This window comes from Halococcus qingdaonensis (assembly GCF_024508235.1).
GTDB classification, from domain to species: domain Archaea; phylum Halobacteriota; class Halobacteria; order Halobacteriales; family Halococcaceae; genus Halococcus; species Halococcus qingdaonensis.
The window spans coordinates 114,204-136,957 of record NZ_CP101943.1 but is presented as its reverse complement, the minus strand read 5'-3'; the positions used below and the strand labels follow the sequence as shown (position 1 = coordinate 136,957).

The 22,754-nt window shown below is 54.5% G+C and carries 15 protein-coding genes and 10 pseudogenes; 13 read left to right on the top strand and 12 right to left on the bottom strand.

Annotated elements, in window-relative coordinates; genetic code table 11:
* Window positions 1–366: 366 nt before the first annotated feature.
* On the bottom strand, window positions 367–1,674 hold the full coding sequence (locus NO363_RS00775) for an IS4 family transposase (protein ID WP_370525573.1): 1,308 nt from the start codon (window positions 1,672–1,674) through the stop codon (window positions 367–369).
* Window positions 1,675–1,854: 180 nt separating this feature from the next.
* On the opposite strand from NO363_RS00775, the pseudogene NO363_RS14190 reads away from it, so the two are divergent.
* Window positions 1,855–2,536: pseudogene (locus tag NO363_RS14190) on the top strand (IS6 family transposase).
* A 302-nt stretch (window positions 2,537–2,838) separates the two neighbouring features.
* Here NO363_RS14190 and NO363_RS00760 read toward each other — a convergent pair.
* The 3 genes and pseudogenes from NO363_RS00760 to NO363_RS00750 form a co-directional block, all read right to left on the bottom strand.
* Window positions 2,839–4,215, bottom strand: a pseudogene (locus tag NO363_RS00760) (IS4 family transposase).
* Window positions 4,216–4,831: 616 nt separating this feature from the next.
* Window positions 4,832–5,893, bottom strand: a complete 1,062-nt coding sequence (locus NO363_RS00755) for a glycosyltransferase family 4 protein (protein ID WP_256686137.1) — start codon at window positions 5,891–5,893, stop codon at window positions 4,832–4,834.
* Between the two features lie 227 nt (window positions 5,894–6,120).
* A pseudogene (locus NO363_RS00750) lies at window positions 6,121–6,420 on the bottom strand (ISH3 family transposase); the annotation flags it as partial.
* A 46-nt stretch (window positions 6,421–6,466) separates the two neighbouring features.
* Between NO363_RS00750 and NO363_RS00745 the strand changes: the two are divergent.
* Window positions 6,467–6,910 (top strand): annotated as a pseudogene (locus NO363_RS00745) (helix-turn-helix domain-containing protein); the annotation flags it as partial.
* Between the two features lie 262 nt (window positions 6,911–7,172).
* Here the strand turns inward: NO363_RS00745 and NO363_RS00740 are convergent.
* Window positions 7,173–8,303: an ISH3 family transposase gene (locus tag NO363_RS00740; RefSeq protein WP_256687989.1), complete on the bottom strand. Its 1,131-nt coding sequence runs from the start codon at window positions 8,301–8,303 to the stop codon at window positions 7,173–7,175.
* Between the two features lie 149 nt (window positions 8,304–8,452).
* On the opposite strand from NO363_RS00740, the gene NO363_RS00735 reads away from it, so the two are divergent.
* Window positions 8,453–9,496, top strand: a complete 1,044-nt coding sequence (locus NO363_RS00735; protein WP_256687988.1) for an IS630 family transposase — start codon at window positions 8,453–8,455, stop codon at window positions 9,494–9,496.
* Between the two features lie 9 nt (window positions 9,497–9,505).
* On the opposite strand, the pseudogene NO363_RS00730 reads toward NO363_RS00735, so the two are convergent.
* Window positions 9,506–9,829 (bottom strand): annotated as a pseudogene (locus tag NO363_RS00730) (ISH3 family transposase); the annotation flags it as partial.
* Between the two features lie 136 nt (window positions 9,830–9,965).
* Between NO363_RS00730 and NO363_RS00725 the strand changes: the two are divergent.
* Window positions 9,966–11,156: a CDP-glycerol glycerophosphotransferase family protein gene (locus NO363_RS00725; protein WP_256686135.1), complete on the top strand. Its 1,191-nt coding sequence runs from the start codon at window positions 9,966–9,968 to the stop codon at window positions 11,154–11,156.
* A gap of 82 nt (window positions 11,157–11,238) precedes the next feature.
* Window positions 11,239–12,246, top strand: a pseudogene (locus tag NO363_RS00720) (IS630 family transposase); the annotation flags it as partial.
* A 3-nt stretch (window positions 12,247–12,249) separates the two neighbouring features.
* On the opposite strand, the pseudogene NO363_RS00715 reads toward NO363_RS00720, so the two are convergent.
* Window positions 12,250–13,309: pseudogene (locus NO363_RS00715) on the bottom strand (IS630 family transposase).
* 50 nt (window positions 13,310–13,359) lie between these two features.
* Here NO363_RS00715 and NO363_RS14125 point away from each other — a divergent pair.
* Both NO363_RS14125 and NO363_RS00710 read left to right on the top strand, forming a co-directional pair.
* A pseudogene (locus NO363_RS14125) lies at window positions 13,360–13,482 on the top strand (IS630 family transposase); the annotation flags it as partial.
* An 83-nt stretch (window positions 13,483–13,565) separates the two neighbouring features.
* Window positions 13,566–14,384: an IS5 family transposase gene (locus tag NO363_RS00710; RefSeq protein ID WP_256686131.1), complete on the top strand. Its 819-nt coding sequence runs from the start codon at window positions 13,566–13,568 to the stop codon at window positions 14,382–14,384.
* A gap of 198 nt (window positions 14,385–14,582) precedes the next feature.
* On the opposite strand, the gene NO363_RS00705 is transcribed toward NO363_RS00710, so the two are convergent.
* The gene (locus tag NO363_RS00705) at window positions 14,583–15,071 is read right to left on the bottom strand and encodes a hypothetical protein (protein WP_256688001.1); all 489 of its coding nucleotides are present in this window, start codon (window positions 15,069–15,071) and stop codon (window positions 14,583–14,585) included.
* A gap of 55 nt (window positions 15,072–15,126) precedes the next feature.
* On the opposite strand from NO363_RS00705, the pseudogene NO363_RS00700 reads away from it, so the two are divergent.
* The 4 genes and pseudogenes from NO363_RS00700 to NO363_RS00685 all read left to right on the top strand — a co-directional run.
* Window positions 15,127–15,273: pseudogene (locus tag NO363_RS00700) on the top strand (IS5/IS1182 family transposase); the annotation flags it as partial.
* 87 nt (window positions 15,274–15,360) lie between these two features.
* Window positions 15,361–15,543 (top strand): hypothetical protein, encoded by a 183-nt coding sequence (locus tag NO363_RS00695; protein WP_256686130.1) that lies wholly within the window; start codon window positions 15,361–15,363, stop codon window positions 15,541–15,543.
* 406 nt (window positions 15,544–15,949) lie between these two features.
* The gene (locus NO363_RS00690; protein WP_256686129.1) at window positions 15,950–17,032 is read left to right on the top strand and encodes a glycosyltransferase family 4 protein; all 1,083 of its coding nucleotides are present in this window, start codon (window positions 15,950–15,952) and stop codon (window positions 17,030–17,032) included.
* A gap of 455 nt (window positions 17,033–17,487) precedes the next feature.
* Entirely contained in the window at window positions 17,488–18,987 is a 1,500-nt protein-coding gene (locus NO363_RS00685) for a flippase (RefSeq protein ID WP_256686128.1), read from the top strand.
* A 121-nt stretch (window positions 18,988–19,108) separates the two neighbouring features.
* Here NO363_RS00685 and NO363_RS00680 read toward each other — a convergent pair.
* The 3 genes and pseudogenes from NO363_RS00680 to NO363_RS00670 form a co-directional block, all read right to left on the bottom strand.
* Window positions 19,109–20,078 (bottom strand): annotated as a pseudogene (locus NO363_RS00680) (IS1595 family transposase).
* Between the two features lie 192 nt (window positions 20,079–20,270).
* Complete coding sequence (locus NO363_RS00675; RefSeq protein ID WP_256686126.1) at window positions 20,271–20,726, bottom strand: serine integrase family protein; 456 nt, start codon at window positions 20,724–20,726, stop codon at window positions 20,271–20,273.
* Complete coding sequence (locus tag NO363_RS00670; RefSeq protein ID WP_256686125.1) at window positions 20,669–21,022, bottom strand: recombinase family protein; 354 nt, start codon at window positions 21,020–21,022, stop codon at window positions 20,669–20,671. Before NO363_RS00670 ends, NO363_RS00675 begins: the two co-directional genes overlap by 58 nt.
* Before the next feature lie 500 nt (window positions 21,023–21,522).
* Here NO363_RS00670 and NO363_RS00665 point away from each other — a divergent pair, with 500 nt between their 5' ends.
* Window positions 21,523–21,897, top strand: a complete 375-nt coding sequence (locus NO363_RS00665) for a recombinase family protein (RefSeq protein ID WP_256686122.1) — start codon at window positions 21,523–21,525, stop codon at window positions 21,895–21,897.
* Between the two features lie 2 nt (window positions 21,898–21,899).
* The gene (locus NO363_RS00660) at window positions 21,900–22,211 is read left to right on the top strand and encodes a serine integrase family protein (RefSeq protein WP_256687987.1); all 312 of its coding nucleotides are present in this window, start codon (window positions 21,900–21,902) and stop codon (window positions 22,209–22,211) included.
* Between the two features lie 96 nt (window positions 22,212–22,307).
* Here NO363_RS00660 and NO363_RS00655 read toward each other — a convergent pair whose 3' ends face one another.
* On the bottom strand, window positions 22,308–22,574 hold the full coding sequence (locus NO363_RS00655) for a helix-turn-helix domain-containing protein (protein WP_256686121.1): 267 nt from the start codon (window positions 22,572–22,574) through the stop codon (window positions 22,308–22,310).
* Between the last annotated feature and the right edge of the window lie 180 nt (window positions 22,575–22,754).

Here is a 22,754-nt window from a genome sequence, read left to right as displayed (position 1 = left end):
CCAGCAATAGGGTGGTAGATCATTGCCAAGCGGTCGACAGCGTTTCGGTACGGATGAGAATCTATGAACACTTCTGCGATTTTCTATAGATACCCTAGATCAGCCAACCTTGATTCCATATTCTGTTGTGGAACCTGTTGCTCTTCTTCATTTTAGAGCCACTCGATCTTTGACTCCGCCACAGCACGCAGATCGTCGTATTTTCCGCTTTGGGACTCAGACAGTTCGTTATCCATCTTCGGGTCCTCCTTAGTGTTGTAGAGTTCCGACGTGAGTATTTTATCGGCCTGAGTATCATACCGGTGGATATCTTGCCAGCTCTCATTTCTCAGGCTCGCAGAAAATATAGGACGATTACATTCGTCTTTAGCTAACTCCAGCGGTGGATTGAGCGGCGGTAGCGAACCGTTCCTGTAGGATTGGGCGTTGTTGATGGATCTTCCGTGCGTCGGCTGCCATCCGCTCTAACAGCGGCGGTGGCGAGTAGCCGAGATAGTTGCTGAGTCGCTTGAGGATCCGCTGGGCGTGCGACCGGAAGGTCGCCGCCCAGCGTTCCGGGGGGAACACCGCCTCATCGTCCGCGTGCTCAATCACCAACTCCAGCAACTCGCGGCTCACCAACAGCGTCAGCACCGCCGCATACAGCAGAATCTCCACTACCGCAGGGTTGGCCGTGTCGAACTCGTCGAGTTCGTACAACGTCTTCAGCTCACGAAACAGCAATTCCACCGCCCACCTGCAACGGTACATCGTAGCTATATCCGCCGGCAACAACCACTTTCGCGGGAGATTCGTGATGGAGAAGTGGTAGTCGTCGGCGTCCTCGTTACGGACGCCGACGACGCGGAACCGCTTCGTATCCCACGAGCGCGTGCCCGCGTACAGCCCGCGTCTGAACTCCACCTCAACCTCGACGTCGACGTATTTGCGGTGGAGATCCTCCGCGATCTCGAAGACCTGCTCGCCTTCCAGCTGAATGGCGCGACCGCGCCATTCGCGCAGTTCTGCGACGATCTCCGGTTTCGTATTCCGCTTGAGGCGGCTCACGAAGTAACCGCCGTTCTCGTCGATCCGAGCGAAGCGACGGAACTTGAAGTACGCCAAATCGAGGATCAGCAACCGTCCTTTCAGCCACGATCCGGTCTTGAACTCGGTGCTGTCGTGGGGACGTTCGCCGGTGATGGAGAGCTTCTCGATGGTTCGATCGGTGACGTTGTGGAGCAGGTGGAGCTTCGCTCCAGCCTGCTCCTCTCGGCGACCTCGGTACTGTTCGCGTAGAAACCGATGCAATCGCAGAACGGTTGCATCGGCAATCATTATGTCCCTGAATTGGTCGAACTCGTCACTGACAGTGTGGGGGACAGCAACCTCGTCGAGCGCGAACTCGACGAGGTTGCGAAGGTACGCGGCGAACAGCGGTGTCAACCGCTGATAGAAACCACCGGGTGAGAGCGTCTTGTCCGCAGTAGCGTTGTACGCGCGACGGAAGGCGGCGAGTGTTCGGCTCTCGCCAGCGGCGAAGCCGAACACGAGCGCCCAGACCATCGCTGGAACCTGGAACTTGCTGTCGCGTTCGACCACGCCGACTGCCTCGGCGTGGTCTTCGAGAGCCGTCGATGGAAAGAGCGTAGTGAGCCGCTGTTCAATTCGGCCCGAGGAGGGTTCGTCGGTCACACCGAACTCCTCCTCATTCCGTTCATGAACCGACTTCGATTCCAGCCGTAGTCACGCGGTTTAGCGCTTAGCTAAAGACGGATGAGGACGATTAATATTCATTGTCCAAAATTCCTAGAGGTTGGCACTGTTAACTTAGTCGGCTGAAGTGGGTGAAGTTCCTCCATACATGATAGGCCTATGATAGAGGAACTCCGGTTGGCAGATGAGGACGCCAGCACTGTACTGCTTTTGGACGGGGAGCGCACGCCAGCCGGCCTGATCCGGCTGGCGTGCGCGTTGCATGCCTCAGTCGCCTCACTTGCCGAAATCCGCGACATGCTCGGCTGGTTCGGCGTCGACCGCAGCCGCCCCGCTATCCGCAACTGGTGCCAGTCATTCGCCGAGTCTCACGAGCAAACGTTCACCGCCGAACCTGACCGCGTTGCTGTCGACGAAAAACAGGTTCAGCTGGCCGAAGAACGTGAATTCTGGCTGTATGCGGCGATCGATATCGATTCGAAAGTCGTGCTTCACGCACGACTTTCTCAACACCGTGGAACCAACCCAGCAACGTCGTTTCTCCGCGAATTGAAAGAGAAACACCGCGTCTCGACGCGGTGTTTCTCGTCGACGGTATAGGCTACCTCACCGCCCTTGCAAAGACCGATCTGGGCGGTCACCTCGATTACACTGACCGCAACATCGTCGAAAAGCTGTTTCAGACGTTCACGATGCGGATCGCACGGTTCCACGAGACATGGAACGGCAGTCAGCCAAGCGCCAGCGCTGGCTGACTGCCTACGCCTATTACTACAATCACCTCCGGAGTCACCAAGCTCTTGACAATCAACCGCCGATCGAAGCTGCCGGTCTAAGTTAGCAGTGCCTGGAGGTTGGATCTTCATTAACACCCTGAAAAACAGATTGTCCGAGGCATTCAGACGGCACCTCATCGCAAAACCAGTCTGCAAGCACTGGTTATCGCCTTAGGTCCGAATGAGCGTTCTACGCGGAATCTGGCCTGCTGATAGCTGTAGATATTCTCAAAAATAGGGAACGAAGGGGCTAATCAAGATCGATATTGCTGGAGTTAACTGATTTTAAGTCGGTTTCCTTTCAGAAACGCGCCGAATCGGCAATGTTGCCACTCAACACGAAGCTTCCCGGCTCGGCTGACGACCGTCAGCCGGGCCGGATCGTCGCCAGTTCACCCGCGTTTCGCAGGCTCGGATCGACGCTTCCGTGAGCCACTCGCTCCGTGAGCGCGTGGCGATCGACGTTTGGGTCGATCGCTCCCTCGACGATCGCGGACCCGGCTCCGTCCCACCCATACCCGAGCTGTTCAGCCAATATCCGCAGCAGATCACCGCTAAACAGTTGGATTCGCTTCGAAAACCTCACCGGTTCGATGCGCTCTTCCTCTTCGACTGATCGCTGTGAGGCGGGCCCGAGCCGTGCTCGTACCCGCCGGAGCCGATACCGACTCACCAGCACCATCAACAGCGCTGCCATCATGAAACACTCCACCGCTGCCTCCCGTCGCACCGTCATCTCGTCCAACTCGAACACTGATTACAGCTCGTCGATGACCGTTTCCACGCTCCAGCGATTGCTGTACAGCGCCGCGAGTTCTCGCGGCGCGTACGCGTCTACCGGGAGATTCGTCGCATACAGGTGATAGTCGTGATCAACCTCGACTTCCTCCGTGTGGTGATCATCCTCGTCGTCTTCGTGGCGGACGCCGACGACTCGTACATCGTAGGGAAGGTGCGGATCGTTCCGATCCGCACCGACTGTCCCCGTCGGATCGATGATCTGCCGATAGAGATCGGGCAGCAGCTCTTGGAGGTGCGTGCCCTCCAGATTGATCGTATCACCACACCAGGTCCGAAGTTCGTCGATGATTTCGGGGTTGGCGTCGACATTGAGTCGGCTCACGAACCAGCCGCCATTGCGGTCGATCCGTGCTAACCTCGCGTAGTCAAGGTAGCCGAGGTCGAACAGAAGCAGGGAATCATCGACCCAGTCATCAACCTGGAGCTGCGTGGTTTCTTGGGTACGAGCGTCGGTGATCGATGAGAAAATCGGTGCCCGCGAAGCGAGTGATTCGATCACGTGGAGCTTCGCTCCAGCGTGATCGTCGCCTAATCCGGGAAACTCCTCGAAAGCCTCCGCCGAGAGCGTACAGATGGTCCCATCCGAGATGAAGACATCTCGGAAGCGCTCGAAGCGGCTTTCGAGCGCTGATTCCGTCTGCCCAAGCTCAACGCCGATGTAGCCGCAGATGTCGGTAAGTAGCTCGGTGAGATCAGCTGTGACCCACTGCTGGACGGTTGAGTATGCTACGGAGTCTCCCGTGAAAGCCTTGTAGAGGTCTTGAACGGCAGCAAGAGATCCGTCGGATTGGGTAGTGCCGATGACGAACGACCAGAAGAACGGGAAGGCGTCGATGAATCGGTTGCGTTCAACGAGGTCGGTAGCGCGAGCGTGCTCGCGCACCGACCGTGGTGGGAGCAGATACCGGAGTTCTTGACCGAGAATATTGAGCCATCGGTCCATGATTTCCGGCTGACGCGGGAGACGGTAGCGCCTGCTGGTTCGGACGAATCCTTAGGCGATAACGAGTGGCTATCCCTAGAGAGCGTGAGGAAAGTATGGGGCGCAAGAGACCGAGCAGTAAACCGTGCGAGAGCACGTGTATGTGATTGGTCTATGGGCGAAGGAAGCCGAATACTGGGCGTTACAGCCCGGCTGCCGCCGCAGGCGACAACCGAGAAAGCCCGCATAGGTGTTTCTCTTCCTCACGCGCTGGCGTCCCGGAGTGATCGCTACCAGATATACAACCAAGAGGAGGTGTATGATTCGATAGGAGTACCTGCGTGAGAGACACTTGAGTGATATCTCTCCACTGCGGTTAGATCGCAATCATGAGCAACTGCTATCACTACGAGACCACAGACAGCACCGTTCTAGCACCGACCGCATGAGGATGGACAGCACCGCCTTCCGGCGATTCTCGGATCAGGCGTATCAGCAGATATTCTACCCAAATAACTATATCGATGGCGGTGGTTCGTTCAGCCAGCAGAGATTCCATAAATCTTCAGACAAAATACTGACTGATCGCTACAAATCTTCCGTGTGACGAATAAACGTCCTCGCCTTGCAATTATTGCTAATTCTTAAAGTACAATGTCTCGATACGGTTGTAAGTAAATTCGAACAACACCTTCCGGTCAGGACTTCGAGAGGCCGAATTGTCATCTAGGACCAGTTCAACTCGATCAGCGATAACTTCCGGTGAACGCTCCGTGACAACATATCCTTGTGAGTTATCCGTAATAATCTGACTTACATCACCGACGTCTGTTGAGACGACCGGAAGACCGCAGGCACGTGCTTCCCGGACCACATTCGGGCTTCCTTCATGATCAGACGTGAGTAACAGACAGTCGGCAAGGTTCATCAAATCCGCTAACACGTGGTGTTCAACGGTGCCACACAGGTTGACGAACTCGTTTAAGCCTCGTTTGTGTAGCGACCGCTCGAGTGCTTCTCTTTGTCCACCGTCACCGGCAATGACCAAGAAACACTCCCGACGTCTCTGTACCTCGACAAATGTATTCAAGAGTAACGGTAAATTCTTTACTTCTGATAATCTTCCAGCAAAAAGGAGGATGTCGTCGTCCAGTTCATAATCGCTTTGATGACGGCACTCGGCCTGCGATCTTGGATTGAAAATGGTTCCATCGGCACCGACCGGAATCACAACGAATCTGTCGTCAGGTAGGTCGTGTTTCTGGAGGAGGTACTGTTTCGTAGACTGGTCGACACAGATCACCTGATCAGCAGATCGTATTGCAATCGATTCGACCGCGTTGTACAGAGAAACCACCCACCAGGGTCGATGTAAACTCATCTCCAAAGTGTCTTTTCCGTGGCATGTGACCACCATTTGTGCGTCGGATCTGAGCAAGTAGAAGGGGAGCAGCTCGACGGTCCGCTGCGTGTGTACAATACTCGCGTTCGGGAGTTGTCCAATTAACCCGAGTATGGTGAATCGGAGTAGAAACTCGAGGTCAGATCCGGTCAGAAGGGATATTTGGATGTCAGCGTCGGAAGTCATCCGGATAGTAGAGACTTCCCACCCGTTCGTCCGTAACATGGAAACGAGATTCCTTGTGTATGTGTCTCGTCCGCCGGGCGTTCCTTGATCAACTACCACTACGTCGGTCACGTCTACCAATAGGGAGGCTGCCACAAAACATTTACACTATAGTCAGTACCTCACAAAGTTCGCCACCTGACTCGTTCTGAGATGTGAATTTGATGGAGGATCGGTGTCGAATAGCTGCTGGGGAGGACAGTTTGCTACCGAGAGTATCAAACCTGTCGCAGTCGGCGGCGGAACGCCGCCGACGCGACGGTGTGGCCACTCACCGAACGGCGATCCCGATCGGTGGATTACCGCTCGAAGCGGTCGTCAGGTGGCTTATTCGCGAGGACGGCCCGACGCACCGCGAGGGCCGTCCACGCTGCCCGCGTCACCATGCGGATGAACTCCTCAAACGACCACTCCCACAGGCGACGCCCGCCACGGCGAGGCGTCGCCACGTACTCCCAGTGTAAGTACCGCCAGGCGTTCTGAAACAAGAGGCTGATCACGACGAACAGTAGCCGTCGCGTCGGATCCGTCGTTGTCGTCGAGATCGTCGTCTCCTCCGCGAGGCGGTAGCTCGCTTCAATGCTGAAGCGGCGACTGTATACCGTATGCCGGAAGTTTTGATACGCCAGCGAACTAGTCGCCGATATGGCCAAGGAAGGGAACAAGATTCCTGACCTCACGAAACGTCGAGTCCGCGAGCAACTCGCGGACGAGACAGATCCGAAGGCGATCAAACGTCTCACCGCTGCTCGCGAGTATCTCGAAGGATTCTCTCCAGCTGATATCGAAGCCAAATACGGCTGGGACCGGCAGACCATCTACAACTGGTTGAACCGCTTCGAAGAGCGCGGCTTCGACGCCGCGCTCTACGATAAATCTCGCCCAGGACGTCCTTCCGAACTCAGCGATGAACAGTTCAAGCAGTTCACTGCTGTACTCCATGAACCTCCTGAAGAAGCTGGATACGACGACCCAGCGTGGAGTAGCGTTCTCGCCCAGCACTACCTCACCGAGACATTCGATGTTGCTTTCTCCCATCGTCACGTCTGCCGACTCATGAACAAGGCCGGGGTCTCACTAATGCTCCCGGAAACTTTTGAAAGTGGAGCGTGATGTGCGGGTAATGGGGAATTCACGTCGAACGAAGATCCAGCGCCATCTTCGGTAGTTCCCGACTGTGTTTTCGTGATTTCGCGTTCGCATCTGGTTTGACGGGTGATCTGACAACGAGAGCAGTCTGGTGAGACTGAAGCAGACACTTGCGCACCTGAGCGTCCTTTACGGCGGTTCGATCGCCCCATTCAGCCGAGAGCTGTTGCTCAGGATAGGCGGCCCAGCGGCCTGACTTCGGTCAGGCCGCGGTCGGGCCGTAACCCGGAGGCAGACCGACACCGTTGGTCTCCCACGTGTACTGCCAGCCTAGATCAGCGCTTAGGTGATCTCTGATCCAGCCACACACCAATTCGAACGTGAACTCAGTCGGAAGGTCGCGCCCGCCCTGCCGTGGGCGGGCGACGACCGTCCAGCGCACGATCAACCAGAGATTCCGCAAGAGGAAGCTCACAGCCACGAATACGAAGCGAATCAGTGGGTCTGGTGTGGCCGTTATCGCTCTCGCTTCGCGGTAGGTGCGGTAGCTGGTTTCGATGGCTGAGCGCTTCCGATAGAGCGTTTCGACCTGTTTGGGCGTGCGATCGGTGAGATCGCACGCCACGTAGCCACGGACGACTTCGCCGTTCTTGCCGCGGTCGCCGTTCTGGTAGGAGACACAGACCGCGTGCGGAAACTCAAGCTCTCGGTCTTTGTCCTTGTACATCGCGTATTCGGTCCAGTAGGAGGCGTGCGTGTCAAGTTGATCGCGCAGTCGTTCGCCTTTCTTCACGACTGGGAGAACGACAGGAGCAGTGGCACGAGCGCGTCGAATGACGCGCTCTTGGTAGTAACCGCGATCCGCGAGAATAGCATCGACCCCGAAGGGTAACTGGTCGACGCGGTCGAAGACGCGCCCGACAGCGTCGGCCGCGTCCTCGTCGCTCGTGACGGGCGTTATAGCGAGTGTGAGTGGCTTCTTGCTGTCGAGGACGAACGCGGTACAGTATCGGTGGCACTTGGTGGTACCGTCGCGGGGCTTCATCGAACAGATCTCGATTGGATCGGTGAGACACGTCCCGTGATAGGGGTTGTCGACGAAATCGATGATGACGATCCTCGACCGGTCAGGGTCGAGGATCGTCGTGGCGTGTTCAGCAAGAAGGTCGTTAACGACCTCTTCGAGAGCGTCCGGTTCGATGGTCCGGAGCCAATCCATGATAGTTTCGTCGTCATCAGGTGTTTCGTCAGTGTTTTCGACGACGTGATGAACGGAAGTGGCGTCGGTAGCGGCTCGCTCGACAGTTTTCCAGATCACGTCGGCGTCGAGGGGCGAACCCTCGACGCCTTCCATAGGTAGTGCTGAGAGGAGATCAAGCGACAGCGTTTCCATCTTGTCGGCTGAAATCTGCTCGTCTGGTTCGGTGAGTTCTTCGTGCACATCTCATCGAGCCAGACTCATTCTGAAACGACTACCGATTGAGCTTACAGTAAGGATTACGGTAATCACAGTCGGGAACTACCGATCTTCCAGAGGGGCAGATCGACGAGTTACTTCGGGAAGCCGAAGACGATCACCGTCTTCGGCGGATCGGTTTCGTCAAGAATCTCTACCGAGGCGATACCGTTCCAGAGGCTGCTGATCGAGTAGGACGATCACCAGCGACAGGAGGCCGGTGGGCAGAAGCTTGGAACAACGGCGGACTCGATGAACTCATGCCGAACTTCGGGGGCGGCAGGCCCCCGAAGCTCGATGAGGATGAACAGGACGAGCTGATCGAATTACTGCGTGACGGTCAGCCTTGGAAATCGCAGGAAATTCAGCACCTTCTCGCCGAAGAATTCGACGTCGAATACCACCCGAACTACCTCGGCACGTTCCTGCGGAAACTCGGTCTATCGTATGCGAAGCCGCGGCCAAAGCGTCCACACCGCCCGGAAAATCCAGAAGAGATGCTCGAAGAGCGCGTCGGTGACGCGCTCGACGAGGATGAGCAGCCACACAACAAACGCGCGGGCGAAGATGGAGAAGGATGGATTGTCGACGACGATGTTTGCACCGACGGCGGTACCGTCGTCGGATTCTTTGATGCCTCACAGCCCCAACCATACGATAATTCGCGGCGTGTCTGGTACGTCGACGATCCACACATCGAACGACCGTTGGTCAAGACCGACGATTCTGCGGTGGGGTTCTACGCGCTCAACGGTGAGAGTCTCGTAAAATTCACCGAAGACGAGACGAAAGAACGGATCTGCGAGGTATTGGAGACGATCCGCGAGCAGAATCCCGGCAAGCGGATTCTGCTCGTCTTGGACAAGCACGGTTCGCATATCTGTGAATACACGCGTAAGCGCGCCCATCAGCTCGGAATCGATTTCATCTTCCTCCCGTCTGGATCACCACATCTCAACCCGATCGAGAAAGTCTGGGACCAACTCAAGTGGACGATGTGCCCAATCATCGTCGAAAATGAGAGCGAATTCAAGGATCTCGTACAGGATGTGTTCGAGCAAATAACGCACCGAGTCAGCTACGCAAAAAGCTGGTGTGAGAAGTTCTTTGACTTTCAAAAATTGTCTTAGTCATTAGACGACCTCCACCTGCTCGGGGAGAAGATCGAGGATATCGCGTTGGAGCAGAAGATTACCGACGGAAGCGACGGCATCGAAATCGAACTTCGTGCGGAGGTGATAGAGGACGTCAGTGCTGGAGGGAGCGTCTTTGCTATGCTTGCAGAGTTCGGAGATAGAGGTCCCGTCGGCGCACGCGCCGACGAGGACCTCGAAGATATCATCGGGATCGATTTCGGCATTCTCGCCGAGGTTCAGCGAGAACGCACCGGTAAGGGTGTTAACGAGGAAATTAAGGAGCTGGTCTTCGTGGATTTCGCCGTCTGCTTGCTCGGGATCATGCACATCTCCAGCAAGTAGACGTTTCAACTAACCGGCTTTGCGAGGTACTGACATTCAGCTTGCGGCAGCCACGGACGGGAAGTACCGACTGTAGACTCTTTTTCCCCATGTTTATATTTGGCGAACAATATTCCTATATATGTCCGTAGCTCAACGGTTCCTCAAGTTTTCTTCCTTCGCTATTGTTCTCGCCATTTCATACTTGTTCCCTAGACGGGAATCAGAGTGGGTGTTCATCGCTGGAGAAGGCGATCGATTCGCAGAGAACTCAAAATATTTATTTCTCTACTGCATCAAAGAACGAGATGAGATATCAGCTAGCTGGATCGGGACATCTGAAGGAGTCGTCTCAGAACTCCGAGAAAGTGGTTTCTCTGCCTACAAACATGATTCTATACTTGGCCGGTTCCGTCTTCTCAGAGCAGGGGTTGCAATTGAAACCCATGGTCCCCAATTTGGAAAAAATCTTGGTGGCGCAACTGTAATCGATACCCATCACGGAAATGCGCTAAAAAAGATGGGTACCGATGTAAGCGAAGCAAATCTCGGCGTTATGAAACGATTAAAGCGATATCTCTGGGACTCTTTTGTTGGCCCGTCGAATTTTGTCGTCACAAATATAGGTACGCCTCTAGAAACATTCCGAAAAGCCAAAAACCTAGATAGCTCTAAATTCATTATAGCACCATACCCACGGCTTGATGTTTTCTATCAAGAAGATAAAAATTTTAATATCAGAACTTGTACGCAAGAATTGGATAAGATTTCATCGATGTCCGAGCAACATGATATTATATTCTATACACCAACGTGGCGTAACGCCTTTGGCAAAGAAAATGGATTCTCTTTGTCTAATATTAAGCCGAATTTCGAAAAAATTGATCGACTTCTCAAACAGAGAGATTCTTTCATGTATGTATCGTCTCACCCACATGATGAATTGGATATCCCCTATGATCAATACGAACGGGTATTTTTGCTAGAGAATGGTGATGACCTGTACCCGTTTCTCCAATATTGTGACATCCTCATTACCGACTATTCATCAATATTCTATGATTTTACTTTTGAGGACAAACCCATTCTCTTCTATGCGCCAGATCTTGAACAGTATAAATCGACACGAGGATTATATTTTGATTACGAAGAACACGTTCCTGGTCCGGTCTCTGAGTCTACAGACGAACTTTGTGCTGACCTGGAAAGCGCACTTAATGGAATCGATCGCTATGAAAAAGATCGCGCAGAGTTACAAGAGGAATTTTTCACGGATTGCTACGAATATCCCTCCTATGACGCGTTCTCGTCAATCTGTGATGAAATCAGTTAATCTGGCTATTTCAGTACCTCACTCAGTGTAGCTTCAACCGTTGACCTGCTAGGTTATGCTCTCTCGGCGCATCTCTACTGGAATGGGAACGAAAAAGCACGTTGTCGATCTCTCTGACGAAGACCGCAGAACGCTTGAGTGGTTCATTTCGACCGGCGAGCGAAAGGCCGAGGACAACACCCGTGCCCGGATTCTCCTGAAAGCCGATGATGGCCTCACTGATTCGCGAATCAGTGAGCACGTCGGTTGTCACTGGAAAACCGCCTACAATACCCGCAAGAGCTACGCCGAACGAGGGCTCGTGGCGATTCATCGCCGCAAGCCCGACCGTGAATACACGCCCAAGCTTGACGGAAAAGCCGAAGCTCATCTCATCAAACTCGCCTGTAGCGACCCTCCAGAGGGCCACTCACGCTGGACGCTACATCTCCTCGCCGACGAACTCGTTACCCTCGACGAGATCGACTTCGAGTCGATCTCTCACGAAACCGTTCGTCAGCGTCTAAAAAACACCCTAAAACCGCATCTCTCTGAATACTGGGCGATCCCGCCCGAACAAGACGCTAACTTCGTCTACTGCATGGAAGACGTCCTTGACCTCTACCACGAACCATACGACAAGAACCGCCCAGTCGTCTGTTTCGACGAGTCCAGCAAAGCGCTTCGCGGCCACGAACGCGACCCGCTCCCGGCGGAACCGGGAGCGGTCGCACGCGTCGATCATCACTACCAACGTAACGGCAAACAGCGTATCCACCTCGCTACAGAACCGCTGACTGGCTGGGTTGACGTCGAAATCACTGAGCGCAGACGCACTACCGAGTGGATTGACCGGATGGTCGAACTCGCCGACGAGCACTACCCGGATGCGGACTGCATCCGGGTGGTGCTCGACAATCTCAACACGCACAATCCGGCTGGCTTCTACCGGTTCTTCCCACCGGAGGAAGCCCAAGCGTATCTTGATCGCTTCGAGTTTCACTACACCCCGAAGAACGGGAGTTGGTTGAACATGGCCGAGATCGAACTGGGGGTGCTCAAACGCGAATGTCTCGACCGGCGGATCTATCACGCAGCGACCCTCCGGGAGTGATCAGCGTAGCTTTTGGACATCTGGGAGAAACGTGTCGATCCAATCAACCGCAAAGCTCAGCTGACGGCTCAATCGAAGAAATTTCTCGGTGAGGAACTCTCGAAAGTGATCTTCGTCCTCGTAGATCTCCGGTGAGATCTCTCGTTTGAGACTCTTCCAGAGCGGTTCGATCGCGTTCAACGTCGGCGAATACGGCGGGATGAAGACGAACTCGATGCCGAGTTCGTCGGCCCGTTCCTGCGTGAGCTTCGCGTGATGGGATCCGTAGTTGTCCGCCACGAGCAGAATCCGACCGACCGGGTTCTGCTCACGGATCGTCTCCAAGGCCTCACAGACGGTTTCTTTGATGATTCGTTCACCGAACGAGATCGTACTCTTTCCAGTGAGTGCATAGAAGCCGAACGAGCGCCACGGAGCTGTCACCAGCGGTTTCTCGATCGTTACCGTTCGGTCGTACGACCACATTCGCTGAGAATTGTCGAACGGCTGCGGCCACGCTTCATCGAAAGAACCCCAGCACGACGGGATCATCCTCCTGTTCATCGGTATCCTTCTCGCCGAGCGCCTTGGCGAGGCGCTCGGCGAGTATCTCATCTGCGTTCTCGGGACTACGTGGATCCATCGGGCGTGGTTTAGCGTAGTGCATCCCGCTCGTACGCAACTTCCGGCTCAGGTGAGCTGGATCGTACGTGACGCCATATCGTTCTTTGATGAGTGTGTGGATCGCTCGCGGCGTCCAGGGCTGACCTTCCTTGAGGATGTCACAGAGTTCGTCGAACTGTTCGGGAGAGAGCTTCGGCGGCCGACCGCCGCCGAAGCCCGGCCGAAGGCCCTCGACACCAGCTTCGTTCCACGCGCGTGCCCACCGCCGCGTCGTGGATCGGGAGATCCCGACGCGGTCGCCTGCTTCCTCGCGCGTATCGCCAACGTAGAGGTTCTTCACGTAACACAGCCGCCGGACGAGACGGGTCTCGTCTGCCTTCTGAGCATCTGCAATCGCTTGATCAAGCTCACCTCCCGTCAGATGCCTCACCAACAGACCTCGCCGATTGTTCTTCATCACCGTAGAGAGGCTCTCTAAGGGTTCAACTCTTTCGCAGACCACTCCCGGAGGTCGCTGCGTGGCAGGTGGATCGCAATGCGGCTGACCGACTCATCGACTGGCAGTTCACCACCGATGACGCCCGGATCAAGCTACGTCGGCTCTACCCTGTTCCGCTCGAAGAAAGCTAGCAAGACTATGCTTGAAGCTACACTCAGCCGGTTTCCCTGGTGTTTTCGTGAGACTTGTGGGGATTTGGACGCCCTCTTGCGATATGAAGTCGAAACGACCGCTCGCGCGACAGTGTAAGCGCCTTGGCAAACAGCACGTCGACGATCCAGACGTACCCGCTGCGCCGGATGGCGACAGCGGGTACGCCGAGTGGGTCCAGATCGCGCTGATTCTGATGCGCGTCGAACTCGACAAGAGTCTCCGTGAGACCGAGGCGTGGTTCAATGATTCAACCGTTATCCTCGACGAATTCGCCCTCGAACGAGCACCGCACTACAGTTCGTTCTGCCGTTGGGAGCAGCAGTTTCAGATGCGTGAGCTACGCCGCCTGCTCCGCACTTCGGCGGAGCAGGCCGGCTGGAGTGGTGAAGCAGCCATCGACGCCAGTGGCTTCCAACGCGATCAGACCAGCCACCACTACCGCAATCGTGCTGATTACTCTTTCCAGTCGCTGAAAACGACGACCTTGGTCGATATGAACACGCTGGCGATCAGGGATGTCCACTACACGACGCGCAAGAGCTGGGATGGTCACATCGGAATGCAGGTCTTCCGCCGGAACGCGGAAGACCTGCGGGTCTTGGCCGCGGACGCGAACTACTCATGGAGCGACCTCCGCGAGGAGTGTCGCGGTGAGTCAACGCGCCCGCTCATCAAGCACAAGGAGCACACCCCGCTGAAACAGGCACACAACGCGCGGATGGACGCTGATGACTACCACCAGCGGTGGATGGGCGAGACCGGCTTCTCACTACTCAAGGAAGACGACGGTAAGAAGCTGCGCTCTCGAAGCTGGCACGGCCAGTTCCGAGAGCTCACTCGCAAGTGCATCGTCCATAATCTGTCGCAGGCGGCGAGTTAGGCTCGCCGCCTGCTCTCTTTCTCCAGCGTATTGGTCAGAGGCATCGCCGTCATCACCAAGAGAAGTCCGAAGATGATGCTCTTCTGGGTGTTCACAGAACGTCATCGGCGACAGCTACTGCATCTTCTGATCGGAGGATCGTGCGTTTCTCGCTGTGGAGTAGCGGTCTACTGACCCCACCCCGCCGCTGTCTTGCGTTCAACAGGGCAAGTCATCTTCAGCGTGATCGTAGTTCCACTCAGCATCATCATCCTGCTGGTCGACAGGGATATCGGTACCATCGATCCGATAGAGCTTGCCGAGCGGAACCTGCTCGGCAAGCTCGTGAACCAACGTGATGAACACGTCCTCGGCAACGAGCGCGAAGTCAGTGATGAATCGCTCAAGCGTCCGCCGTCCCGGCGGACGCGTGAATCCACATTGCCGCCAGACATCCTCGTTATGGAGTTCTCGGGCCATTGGACGCGGACCGTAGATATCATGGTAGAAGCAGTGAAGGAGACCTTTCAGGAGCTCCGGGGGCCGGTGAACCCGTGTTCGCCCCCTCGGATCGAGGGCGAACACGGGATAGCTGACGAGAAACGAGAGATCGAGGTGTTCGAAAAGCGCTGCTGTCTCAGTCTCCAGTGCTTTGAAGACCTGTTCGCCCGTCGCGTTATCCGGTAGGATGGATTTGGAGGTAGACACGTCAGATCCGTCCTACCGCAATCCATGTGAAGACTTCTGCGCCACCGCCGTCTGTAAGGATCTCGGCCTCGGGACCCCACGGGTCCGAGGCCGAGTCAGAGTCGAATCTCACGTCTTCTTGGCACTGTGTCTTCGGCTCGCTGTTGCACTCACGAATCACCAACGAGACAACGACATCGCCAGTCCAACCATCACGCTATGAGAACCATTCTCAGTACCTCACAAAGCTAGATCACTGATATTACCGTAAATCGCCACGCTTTTACTGTAATTGAGCGGAGAACGAGGTATGCCTCCAGAAGGCTACAACGCGATCACAGTTCCTGATGAGGTCTTTGAACAGGTAACTGAGGTCATGATCGAGTACGATTGTGACAGCATCGCCGACGCGGTTGCGACCGCGTCAGCAATCGCACTTGAACACGATGAAGCAGCTCTGGCTCAACTTCTCGCTCAACGACTCGCCGAATAGGCGTCAAAACCGCACGACTGCACCGTTACAGTAAACATCGGGCAAATTACGGTAATATCAGAAAGATGGCTTTGTGAGGTACTGATTCTGCGCCACCGCCTTCTCCGTCTCGGAATCGGTGTGTCTTCCGTCACATTCGCTGGGTATGACTGAATACTGGAGACCGAATTGCCAGTGTACTCTCTGCTCTGCTCGCCAATTGTTATGAACAAACTCTCGGACAGTCGACTCTCGGAGGGCAATTTAAATAGTCGAATCGGAATTATCAATACCTCTGCAACTTGGATCCTGCTTCCGAAATTCATTTGTAGACAACACAGCAACTCGTATCTATGCACCTAATGCTTCTTGGTTGGAACTTTTATCCCAACACCAGTACTGAAACGATAATATCTTCACATGAATGATGAGTATTAATATACTCTCGATATCAGATCGTCGTCCAGAAAATACGGTTGAGCCGTTGCGAATTGCTTCTTCAAGTGGTTTTCATATTGACCTTTCCTCGAATGGGTTATTTGAGCGTATATTATCATTACTCGCCATCTGTGGTAAAAAGAGTGTGCGACAGAATACAGACATCATCTTACTTGATGGGGGTGGAGCTATTGCTATTATTATGTATATATTTTCAAAAGTGATAAGGAAGCAGCTAATCTTTCGATTAGGTGGTAATCCTTATACTGTAGAACGTTCTGAATTGGATGATTTGATATCTGAATCAGAATATCTCTCGGCAATATACTATTATTTATTCTATATTTCTACTATTTCAGTGCTTGAACATGCAGATGGAGTCATTACAGTTTCTGATAGTCTTAAAAAAGAGATCAGTGAAGATGCGAATATCGAAGCCGATAAGATTGAAGTGGTCAATGTGCCGATTAGCTCAAACTTCATTCAGCGGTCTGAGCCATATAATAATGATTCCCTAACCATAACTACTGTCACTAATCTTGGTTTCAGGAAAAAATACGCTGGTGTTCAGCGAAGTCTTGAAATACTACGTCCAATACTTGAAGAAAAGAATGGGGTGGAGTATATGATTGTCGGAGGTGGTAGGTATTATACCCAACTAGAGAGCTATGTGGAGGAAAATTTAGAAAATATATCTGAAAAAATATCATTGGCCGGGTTTCAAAAAGATGTTGCCCAGTCATATGCTAATTCGGACGTTTTTTTCTATGTGTCTTATGCCGATAGCTATCCTAATGTTATTTTGGAAGCAATGAGTTCGGCCCTTCCGGTTATTGCCAATAATTCATTTGGTATGCGAGAACAAGTCACTCATGATGAGACTGGATATTTGTTTGACGTTAGTGAAACAGAAATTGCTCGCACTCATGTCCGAGAGCTGCTTGAAAACAGGCAGCTCAGGGCACAATTTGGGGATAATGGTTTAGAAAAGGTTGTTGGTAGGAATGCGAATTTGAAGATTGGGAATGATTTTATTTCTTCGATGACATCACTCTATAGCAGGCACTGTTAACTTAGTCGGCTGAAGTAGGTGGAGTTCCTTTTCCATATTCTATTGATCACCGCTTCCTTCTGCAGATTACGATCCAGACACATCTGCTGTCGCCGACAAAGATGACGATAGTGAGTATGCTGAGTGACTCAAAACTGACATGCTGCTGCAATACGAGGAAATCGGGAAACTGCTCCGACACTGTGAGGGCTACTTCAACGTGATGCCCGGAATTTTTGATGTGTACGGGCTAGAGAAATCGCCGGATCACACTACATTCTGGACCTGGGATAGAGAGTTCTCAATGCGGGAGTTGCGGAGCCTGCTCCGCCATCAACGAAGCAGGTGGGCATTTCGGGTACCGAAGCAATCGGTGCTAGCGGGTTCCCGTGAGATCAGACCAGCTACTACTATCGCAAGCGTGCTGAATTCGCGTTTCGAAGCGGTCTAATACTTCAACGTTAGAAAGTTGATTCGTGGCTCAAACGCTCGATTCCCTCTTCGGTCTCATTCTCAAGGAGAGTGGAATACTCTTCGCTGGGTTCGTTCTCGGACGCGGCCTCTCGTTTGTCGGGCGACTCTTGATCGCGCGATTTCTCCCGAGCGGAGGATACGGAGCAATCTCGATAGGACTCACGATATTGACGATAGCCTCAACGATGGCACTTGTTGGATTGGACACCGGCGTCAGCCGGTATCTTCCGCGGGACGATACTGACGTATTCAAGCGAAGTGTTCTGATCGCCTCGCTTAAATTTGTCATTCCACTATCGCTCGGCGCGACGGCGGTCTTGTTCTTCGCAGCGGGTCCTTTGGCGCGAGACGTGTTTGATGCTCCTGCCACTAAGCCGGTGATTAGACTGTTCTCGCTGGCAATACCGTTCGCGGCTATCGCAAAGCTCGCGGTCGGAGCAATGCGGGGAAATCAGCGCTCGCTCCCAAAAGTCTATATTCAGAATATCGCGCTCCCTGTGAGTCGTCTCGGATTGATAGCGGTCTTCTTCACGCTCGGGTTCGCGGCGACAGGGATGGCCGCTGCATATGTCCTGTCGTATGCATTGGCAGGGATGGTCGGCGTTTACTACCTCGTTCGACACACACCTCTTTTGAAACGTCTCCGGTCCGTCTCCATCCGCCGAGAACTTCTTTCGTTCTCGGCACCGCTAATGATTACTGCGGCGGTCTCGCTTGTGTTCACCAGCCTCGATACGCTGATGCTCGGATACTTCTCCTCAACTCGTGTCGTCGGTATCTACAACGCGGTATATCCGACTGCCATTCTGCTCACGCTCGTCCAGAGCTCGGTTGGATTCGTGTTCATGCCGGTGGTTTCTGAGATGCACTCCGACGGACGGATGACTGAAATGCGCCGGATGTACCAATTAGCGGTGAAATGGATAGTCATATTTACTGTTCCGCTGTTCGCGTTTCTCGTCATGTTTCCCGGCGAAATCATCCGATTGACGTTCGGACCGAAATACGTCACGGGAGCAGTAGCGCTTGTCGTGCTCTCTACTGGGTTCTTATCGCACACGATTGTCGGTCCAAACGGCAATATGTTGACATCCCTTGGAAAAACGAAAACCATGATGCTCGACAATGTGGCCGTCGCGGTGGTGAACTTCGTATTGAACCTTATCCTCATACCGGAGTATTCCTACGTGGGGGCAGCCATTGCGACGACTGTCGCTTATTTTATGCTCAATGGTCTCTATTCCTACCAACTCTATACGCTTAACGGGGCTCATCCAATCCAAAAGACCGTGGTATATCCCTGTGTGGGGGGAGCGGTCATCGCCGTCGGCACGTACTCCCTTTCGGCGATACTTCCTATCGACGGATTCTTATTGCTGATGGTCGCCGCAATCGTATTCGCAATTCCATATCTTATTGTTGTCATCGTGTCCGGAGGTATCGAAACTGAGGAACAGGAGTTACTGTCGGTATTGGCCGAACGATTCGATCCCGAGAGGTGAGACCATCAAGAACTCACAAACGTGGGAGGTCGTCGTGGATGCCGTAGAGAACCCATCTGTTATAGAAATCCCATTTCCGCAGTCGTTCTTCTCTGTACTTCTGCGGTCGCTCTTGTGTAGATTAGCGGAATGCATTGACAGCGACGCAATCGATGAGGCTATGGATCAGTGCCCCGACGAGATTCAACGACCGGAGGAACCCATAGGTCCGAGCGGCCTGCTCCAAGCCCTGCTTGGAGCAGGCCGCGAAATTTCGCTAGCCACGGCTGCAACAACGACCAGAGACACTCAGCTTGGTTCGTATGAATTCCCTCATCTGAGACGTAGTGCTCGTCATGAACCACGGTTTGGTGATCGTACTCCATGCCCTGGTAGGCCGGTAACTCATCGGTCCAGATCTCTCCCAACGGCTGGGAGAGATCGCCTGCTACCTTGATCACTGGACCGAGATTCTTATCATACGCTGAGCCTTCCTCGGCTAAGACGACACGCAGCACGTCGCGGCACGCCGCGACGAGCGTCATCTCGTCGCCTTGTTCTCCCATCCACCGTGTCCGTCCGCCCTCTGGCGACCCGCCGCGGGACAGTCCGTCCCGCGGTGGGTCTTGCTCCTTGAATCCCGAGCAAACCTGCTGGGTCTCATCGACCTGTGTCGGTCCAGTGGTTCTGTGACCTATACGGTCCCAGACGGTGGGGAAGCCGCGAGCGAACGCAGCTTCCATGTTCTTGATCGCGTCGAAGACGGTTTTGTAAGTGTGGTCGAGCAGCGGCGCGATCTGATTGATGCTGAGGAGGGTATCAGCGTAGAGGATGAAGGCGACGAGGAACTCGCTCCCGGCGAGTTCCGAGCTGTAGAACGGTGTGCCACGAGTATAGGTGGTTTTCCAGCCACAGCGCCCACACCAGATCCGCGTTGAGCCGTCGAGAGCGTGGAGAGCATCGGCGTCACAGTTTGGACAGGTTCGAGTGGTCAAGATAGCCTTGAGTCGCCGCTCGACGATGGCGTTGAGCGGCTCGGGGCAGAACTCTATTACTCCGAGGTCGACGAGTTGCTCAAGCATCCCGCCGAGCGCAGCGCGTTCCTTGGACATGGACGACTACTGTCGGTGGGATGCCCTAACCTCCGTGACTCGGTTCCGCTGTACTACAGAAGAGCGCCGAGGAACGAAGGTGGCCGAACGACCGCGCCCTGCGCGGCTCGCTCGCACGCAATGAACTCCGGGTTCGTACAGCGTTGAACCTCGTTGGAGCACCGCTACACGGGCTTATTGACTGCTTCGCCTTCAACGTGTTTCACTAGATTCGGCAAAAGCATCGAGCGCAGTGCTCACACGCTTATCGTCGGCTTCGGCTCCAAGATACCACCCGCGTCGGGCGGGATCTTTGTCGATTTTCATGAGACCTTGCCGGGTGAGGTTCGGCATATCGCGCGCGACCGCTCGGTAGGACTCGTCATCGTTGACGCGCTCCAGCGCTCGGCGAACTTCGAGATAGCCGACCTCACCAGCTTCGCGGTCGGGGTCGAGGAGGACTTGAAGATAGCCGTCGTCGTTATGGTGGAAGCCGGTGGGAACCCGTCCGGTCCATTTGCCTTGCTCCTGTGCGGAAGCGACACCGGCCTCAACGCGCTTGATGAGTCGTCGGCGTTCTTCTTCGGCGACGGCGGCGGAGATGTCCGCGATCAACTTCCCAGTGCCATCGGGACGTACTTCGGAGATCCACCCATCAGTAATCGCCACAGTGGTTCCGGCGTCTTCGCAGCGCTCGAAAACCGCTGGTAGATGCTACCGAGGCGGGCCAACCGCGAGATTTCCCAGACGACGACGTACTCGTATTCACCAGCATCGATCGTGTCGATGAGTTCGGAGAACTGTTCGCGGCCGGGGTCTGAGCCGGAATAGCCGAGGTCGGCGTAGCGGTCGACGTCGTTCGGGTCGGCGTCATGGTCGTCGAGCCAGTTGTTGATCGCGTCGCGCTGGTGGACGGTCTCTTGGGTGTCGGTGGAGGCGCGGATGTAGGTGGCGTAGCGGACCATTTTGGAGTCGTCTTTGTTACCGGGTGCTTTGTGTATAAATGTGGGCGGGTTTGTTGCAGGCTGCAATGATCCATGTGCTTCATTACAGGGGGCCGGCGAGATCGGATTCATCTCACGCGCCGAAGAAATGACGACCATTCAATGATTGCTCCGTCGCCACAAACCCACAAACAATATATTGACGAGCCAACCAAAATGTATTGCTATATGCGGTTTAAGCCTCTCTGGAAGTATCTCCTGGCTACCGGTGGACCATTCTGAGCGGGGGAGCAAGCCAGAATAGGTGGGAAAGAAGAGAACGGTTCTCTCCACCCTGGAGAAAAGATGGCTCGCTGCGGCACAGGCGGGATCAGCATGAGTCAGCGAATCAGGCCGTTCGATTCGAAAATAAGAACCAAATTGCTGCTTAGTGGCATGGTCAAAAACTATAGTTTCTCGCCAGACTGGCGTAAAGGTGGATATCTTTAAGTCAACACCGGGGGTGCACAAAGTACCTCCAGATGACCCCGAAAACCGCCCTCTACTGTCGCGTCAGCACCACCGACCAAAATCTTGCACGCCAACGTCAGCGCACCAGCGAGTACGCCACCGACCGTCTCGGTGTCGAACCCTCCGTTATCGAAGTGTATTCCGACAAGCAGACCGGCACCGACACCGACCGAGACGGGTACCGAGAGTTGATGGAAGCCATCGAAGACGGTGACGTCGAGCGCGTGATTGCCTCGGAGGTTTCACGTCTCTCGCGGTCAGTACGAGACTTCGCCGCGACCGTCGAACGAATCGTCGACGAAAACGAAGTCGCGCTCCACATCCTCGATATGGGCATCTACCTCGATCCCGGCGACCGCGACCCCGACACGCGCGCGCGTTCTTGACCGTGGCCGCGACGTTCGCGGAGCTCGAAGCCGAGATCAAACGCGACAACATCACCGAAGGCATCGCCGCGAGCCGCGAACAGGGCAAGTGGCACGGTCGCCCGCCGTTTGGCTTCGATGTGGGTCCAGAAGGATATCTGACGCCCAACGACGACTATGAGGCGGCCGTCGTGATCCTCGATGAACTCGATAAGGGTGCGAGCAAACGCGGGCTCGCGCGCCGAACGGGCATCGCACGCTCGACAGTGAGAAAGATCGCCAACAACCGCGAGCGGTATATCGGTGAACTACCCAGAACATCGGAGAATGACTGATTCTACAAACGAAACCAATAGACAGTGATCGTTCTTGTTGACTAGAAAACTAGAAACGCAGCTAAGCTGAACACTACCACCGCCTACACTCTAAGCTCAGCCGTCTTTGTTCTCCCGTGGGTCTTCATTGTATTCGTAAATTCCCTCGGCAGGGTTGCGAACCCACCCGGCCGTCCGAAGCGTCCGCAGCGCATACTCGACCGTGCTTTTGCTCATCCCTGTGTGTTCGCGAATGAGTTTTGGATTCGCGCGCCCCCACGGACAGCCCTCGTCACGCCCTTCGAGCAGAAATTCCAAGACTCGCTCTTCGGACTTGCTCGGTTGATGATCCTCATTTACCATCTGTAGTTGTCTCGTCGCCATACGTGACCCTATACGTAACCATTTGCTATACCTTTTCCGTTAGCATACCTGTATAGCACATTTGCTACGCAAAGTTTAAGATGCTGAGAGACGTAGCCGCGATCAGAGAGCGAGGCGCTGTCAGAATCGGACTGGCCCCGCGTTGCAGCGCGGGACCTCGCTCTCGGGAGACGAGAGCAT

What these genes read in the sequence shown, in the direction of transcription:
- NO363_RS00740 (WP_256687989.1), bottom strand. Translation starts at nt 8,303, where the DNA reads ATGGAAACGCTGTCGCTTGATCTCCTCTCAGCACTACCTATGGAAGGC.
- NO363_RS00725 (WP_256686135.1), top strand. Translation starts at nt 9,966, where the DNA reads ATGTCCGTAGCTCAACGGTTCCTCAAGTTTTCTTCCTTCGCTATTGTT.
- NO363_RS00710 (WP_256686131.1), top strand. Translation starts at nt 13,566, where the DNA reads ATGAAGTCGAAACGACCGCTCGCGCGACAGTGTAAGCGCCTTGGCAAA.
- NO363_RS00695 (WP_256686130.1), top strand. Translation starts at nt 15,361, where the DNA reads ATGCCTCCAGAAGGCTACAACGCGATCACAGTTCCTGATGAGGTCTTT.
- NO363_RS00690 (WP_256686129.1), top strand. Translation starts at nt 15,950, where the DNA reads ATGAGTATTAATATACTCTCGATATCAGATCGTCGTCCAGAAAATACG.
- NO363_RS00670 (WP_256686125.1), bottom strand. Translation starts at nt 21,022, where the DNA reads ATGGTCCGCTACGCCACCTACATCCGCGCCTCCACCGACACCCAAGAG.
- NO363_RS00665 (WP_256686122.1), top strand. Translation starts at nt 21,523, where the DNA reads ATGACCCCGAAAACCGCCCTCTACTGTCGCGTCAGCACCACCGACCAA.
- NO363_RS00655 (WP_256686121.1), bottom strand. Translation starts at nt 22,574, where the DNA reads ATGGCGACGAGACAACTACAGATGGTAAATGAGGATCATCAACCGAGC.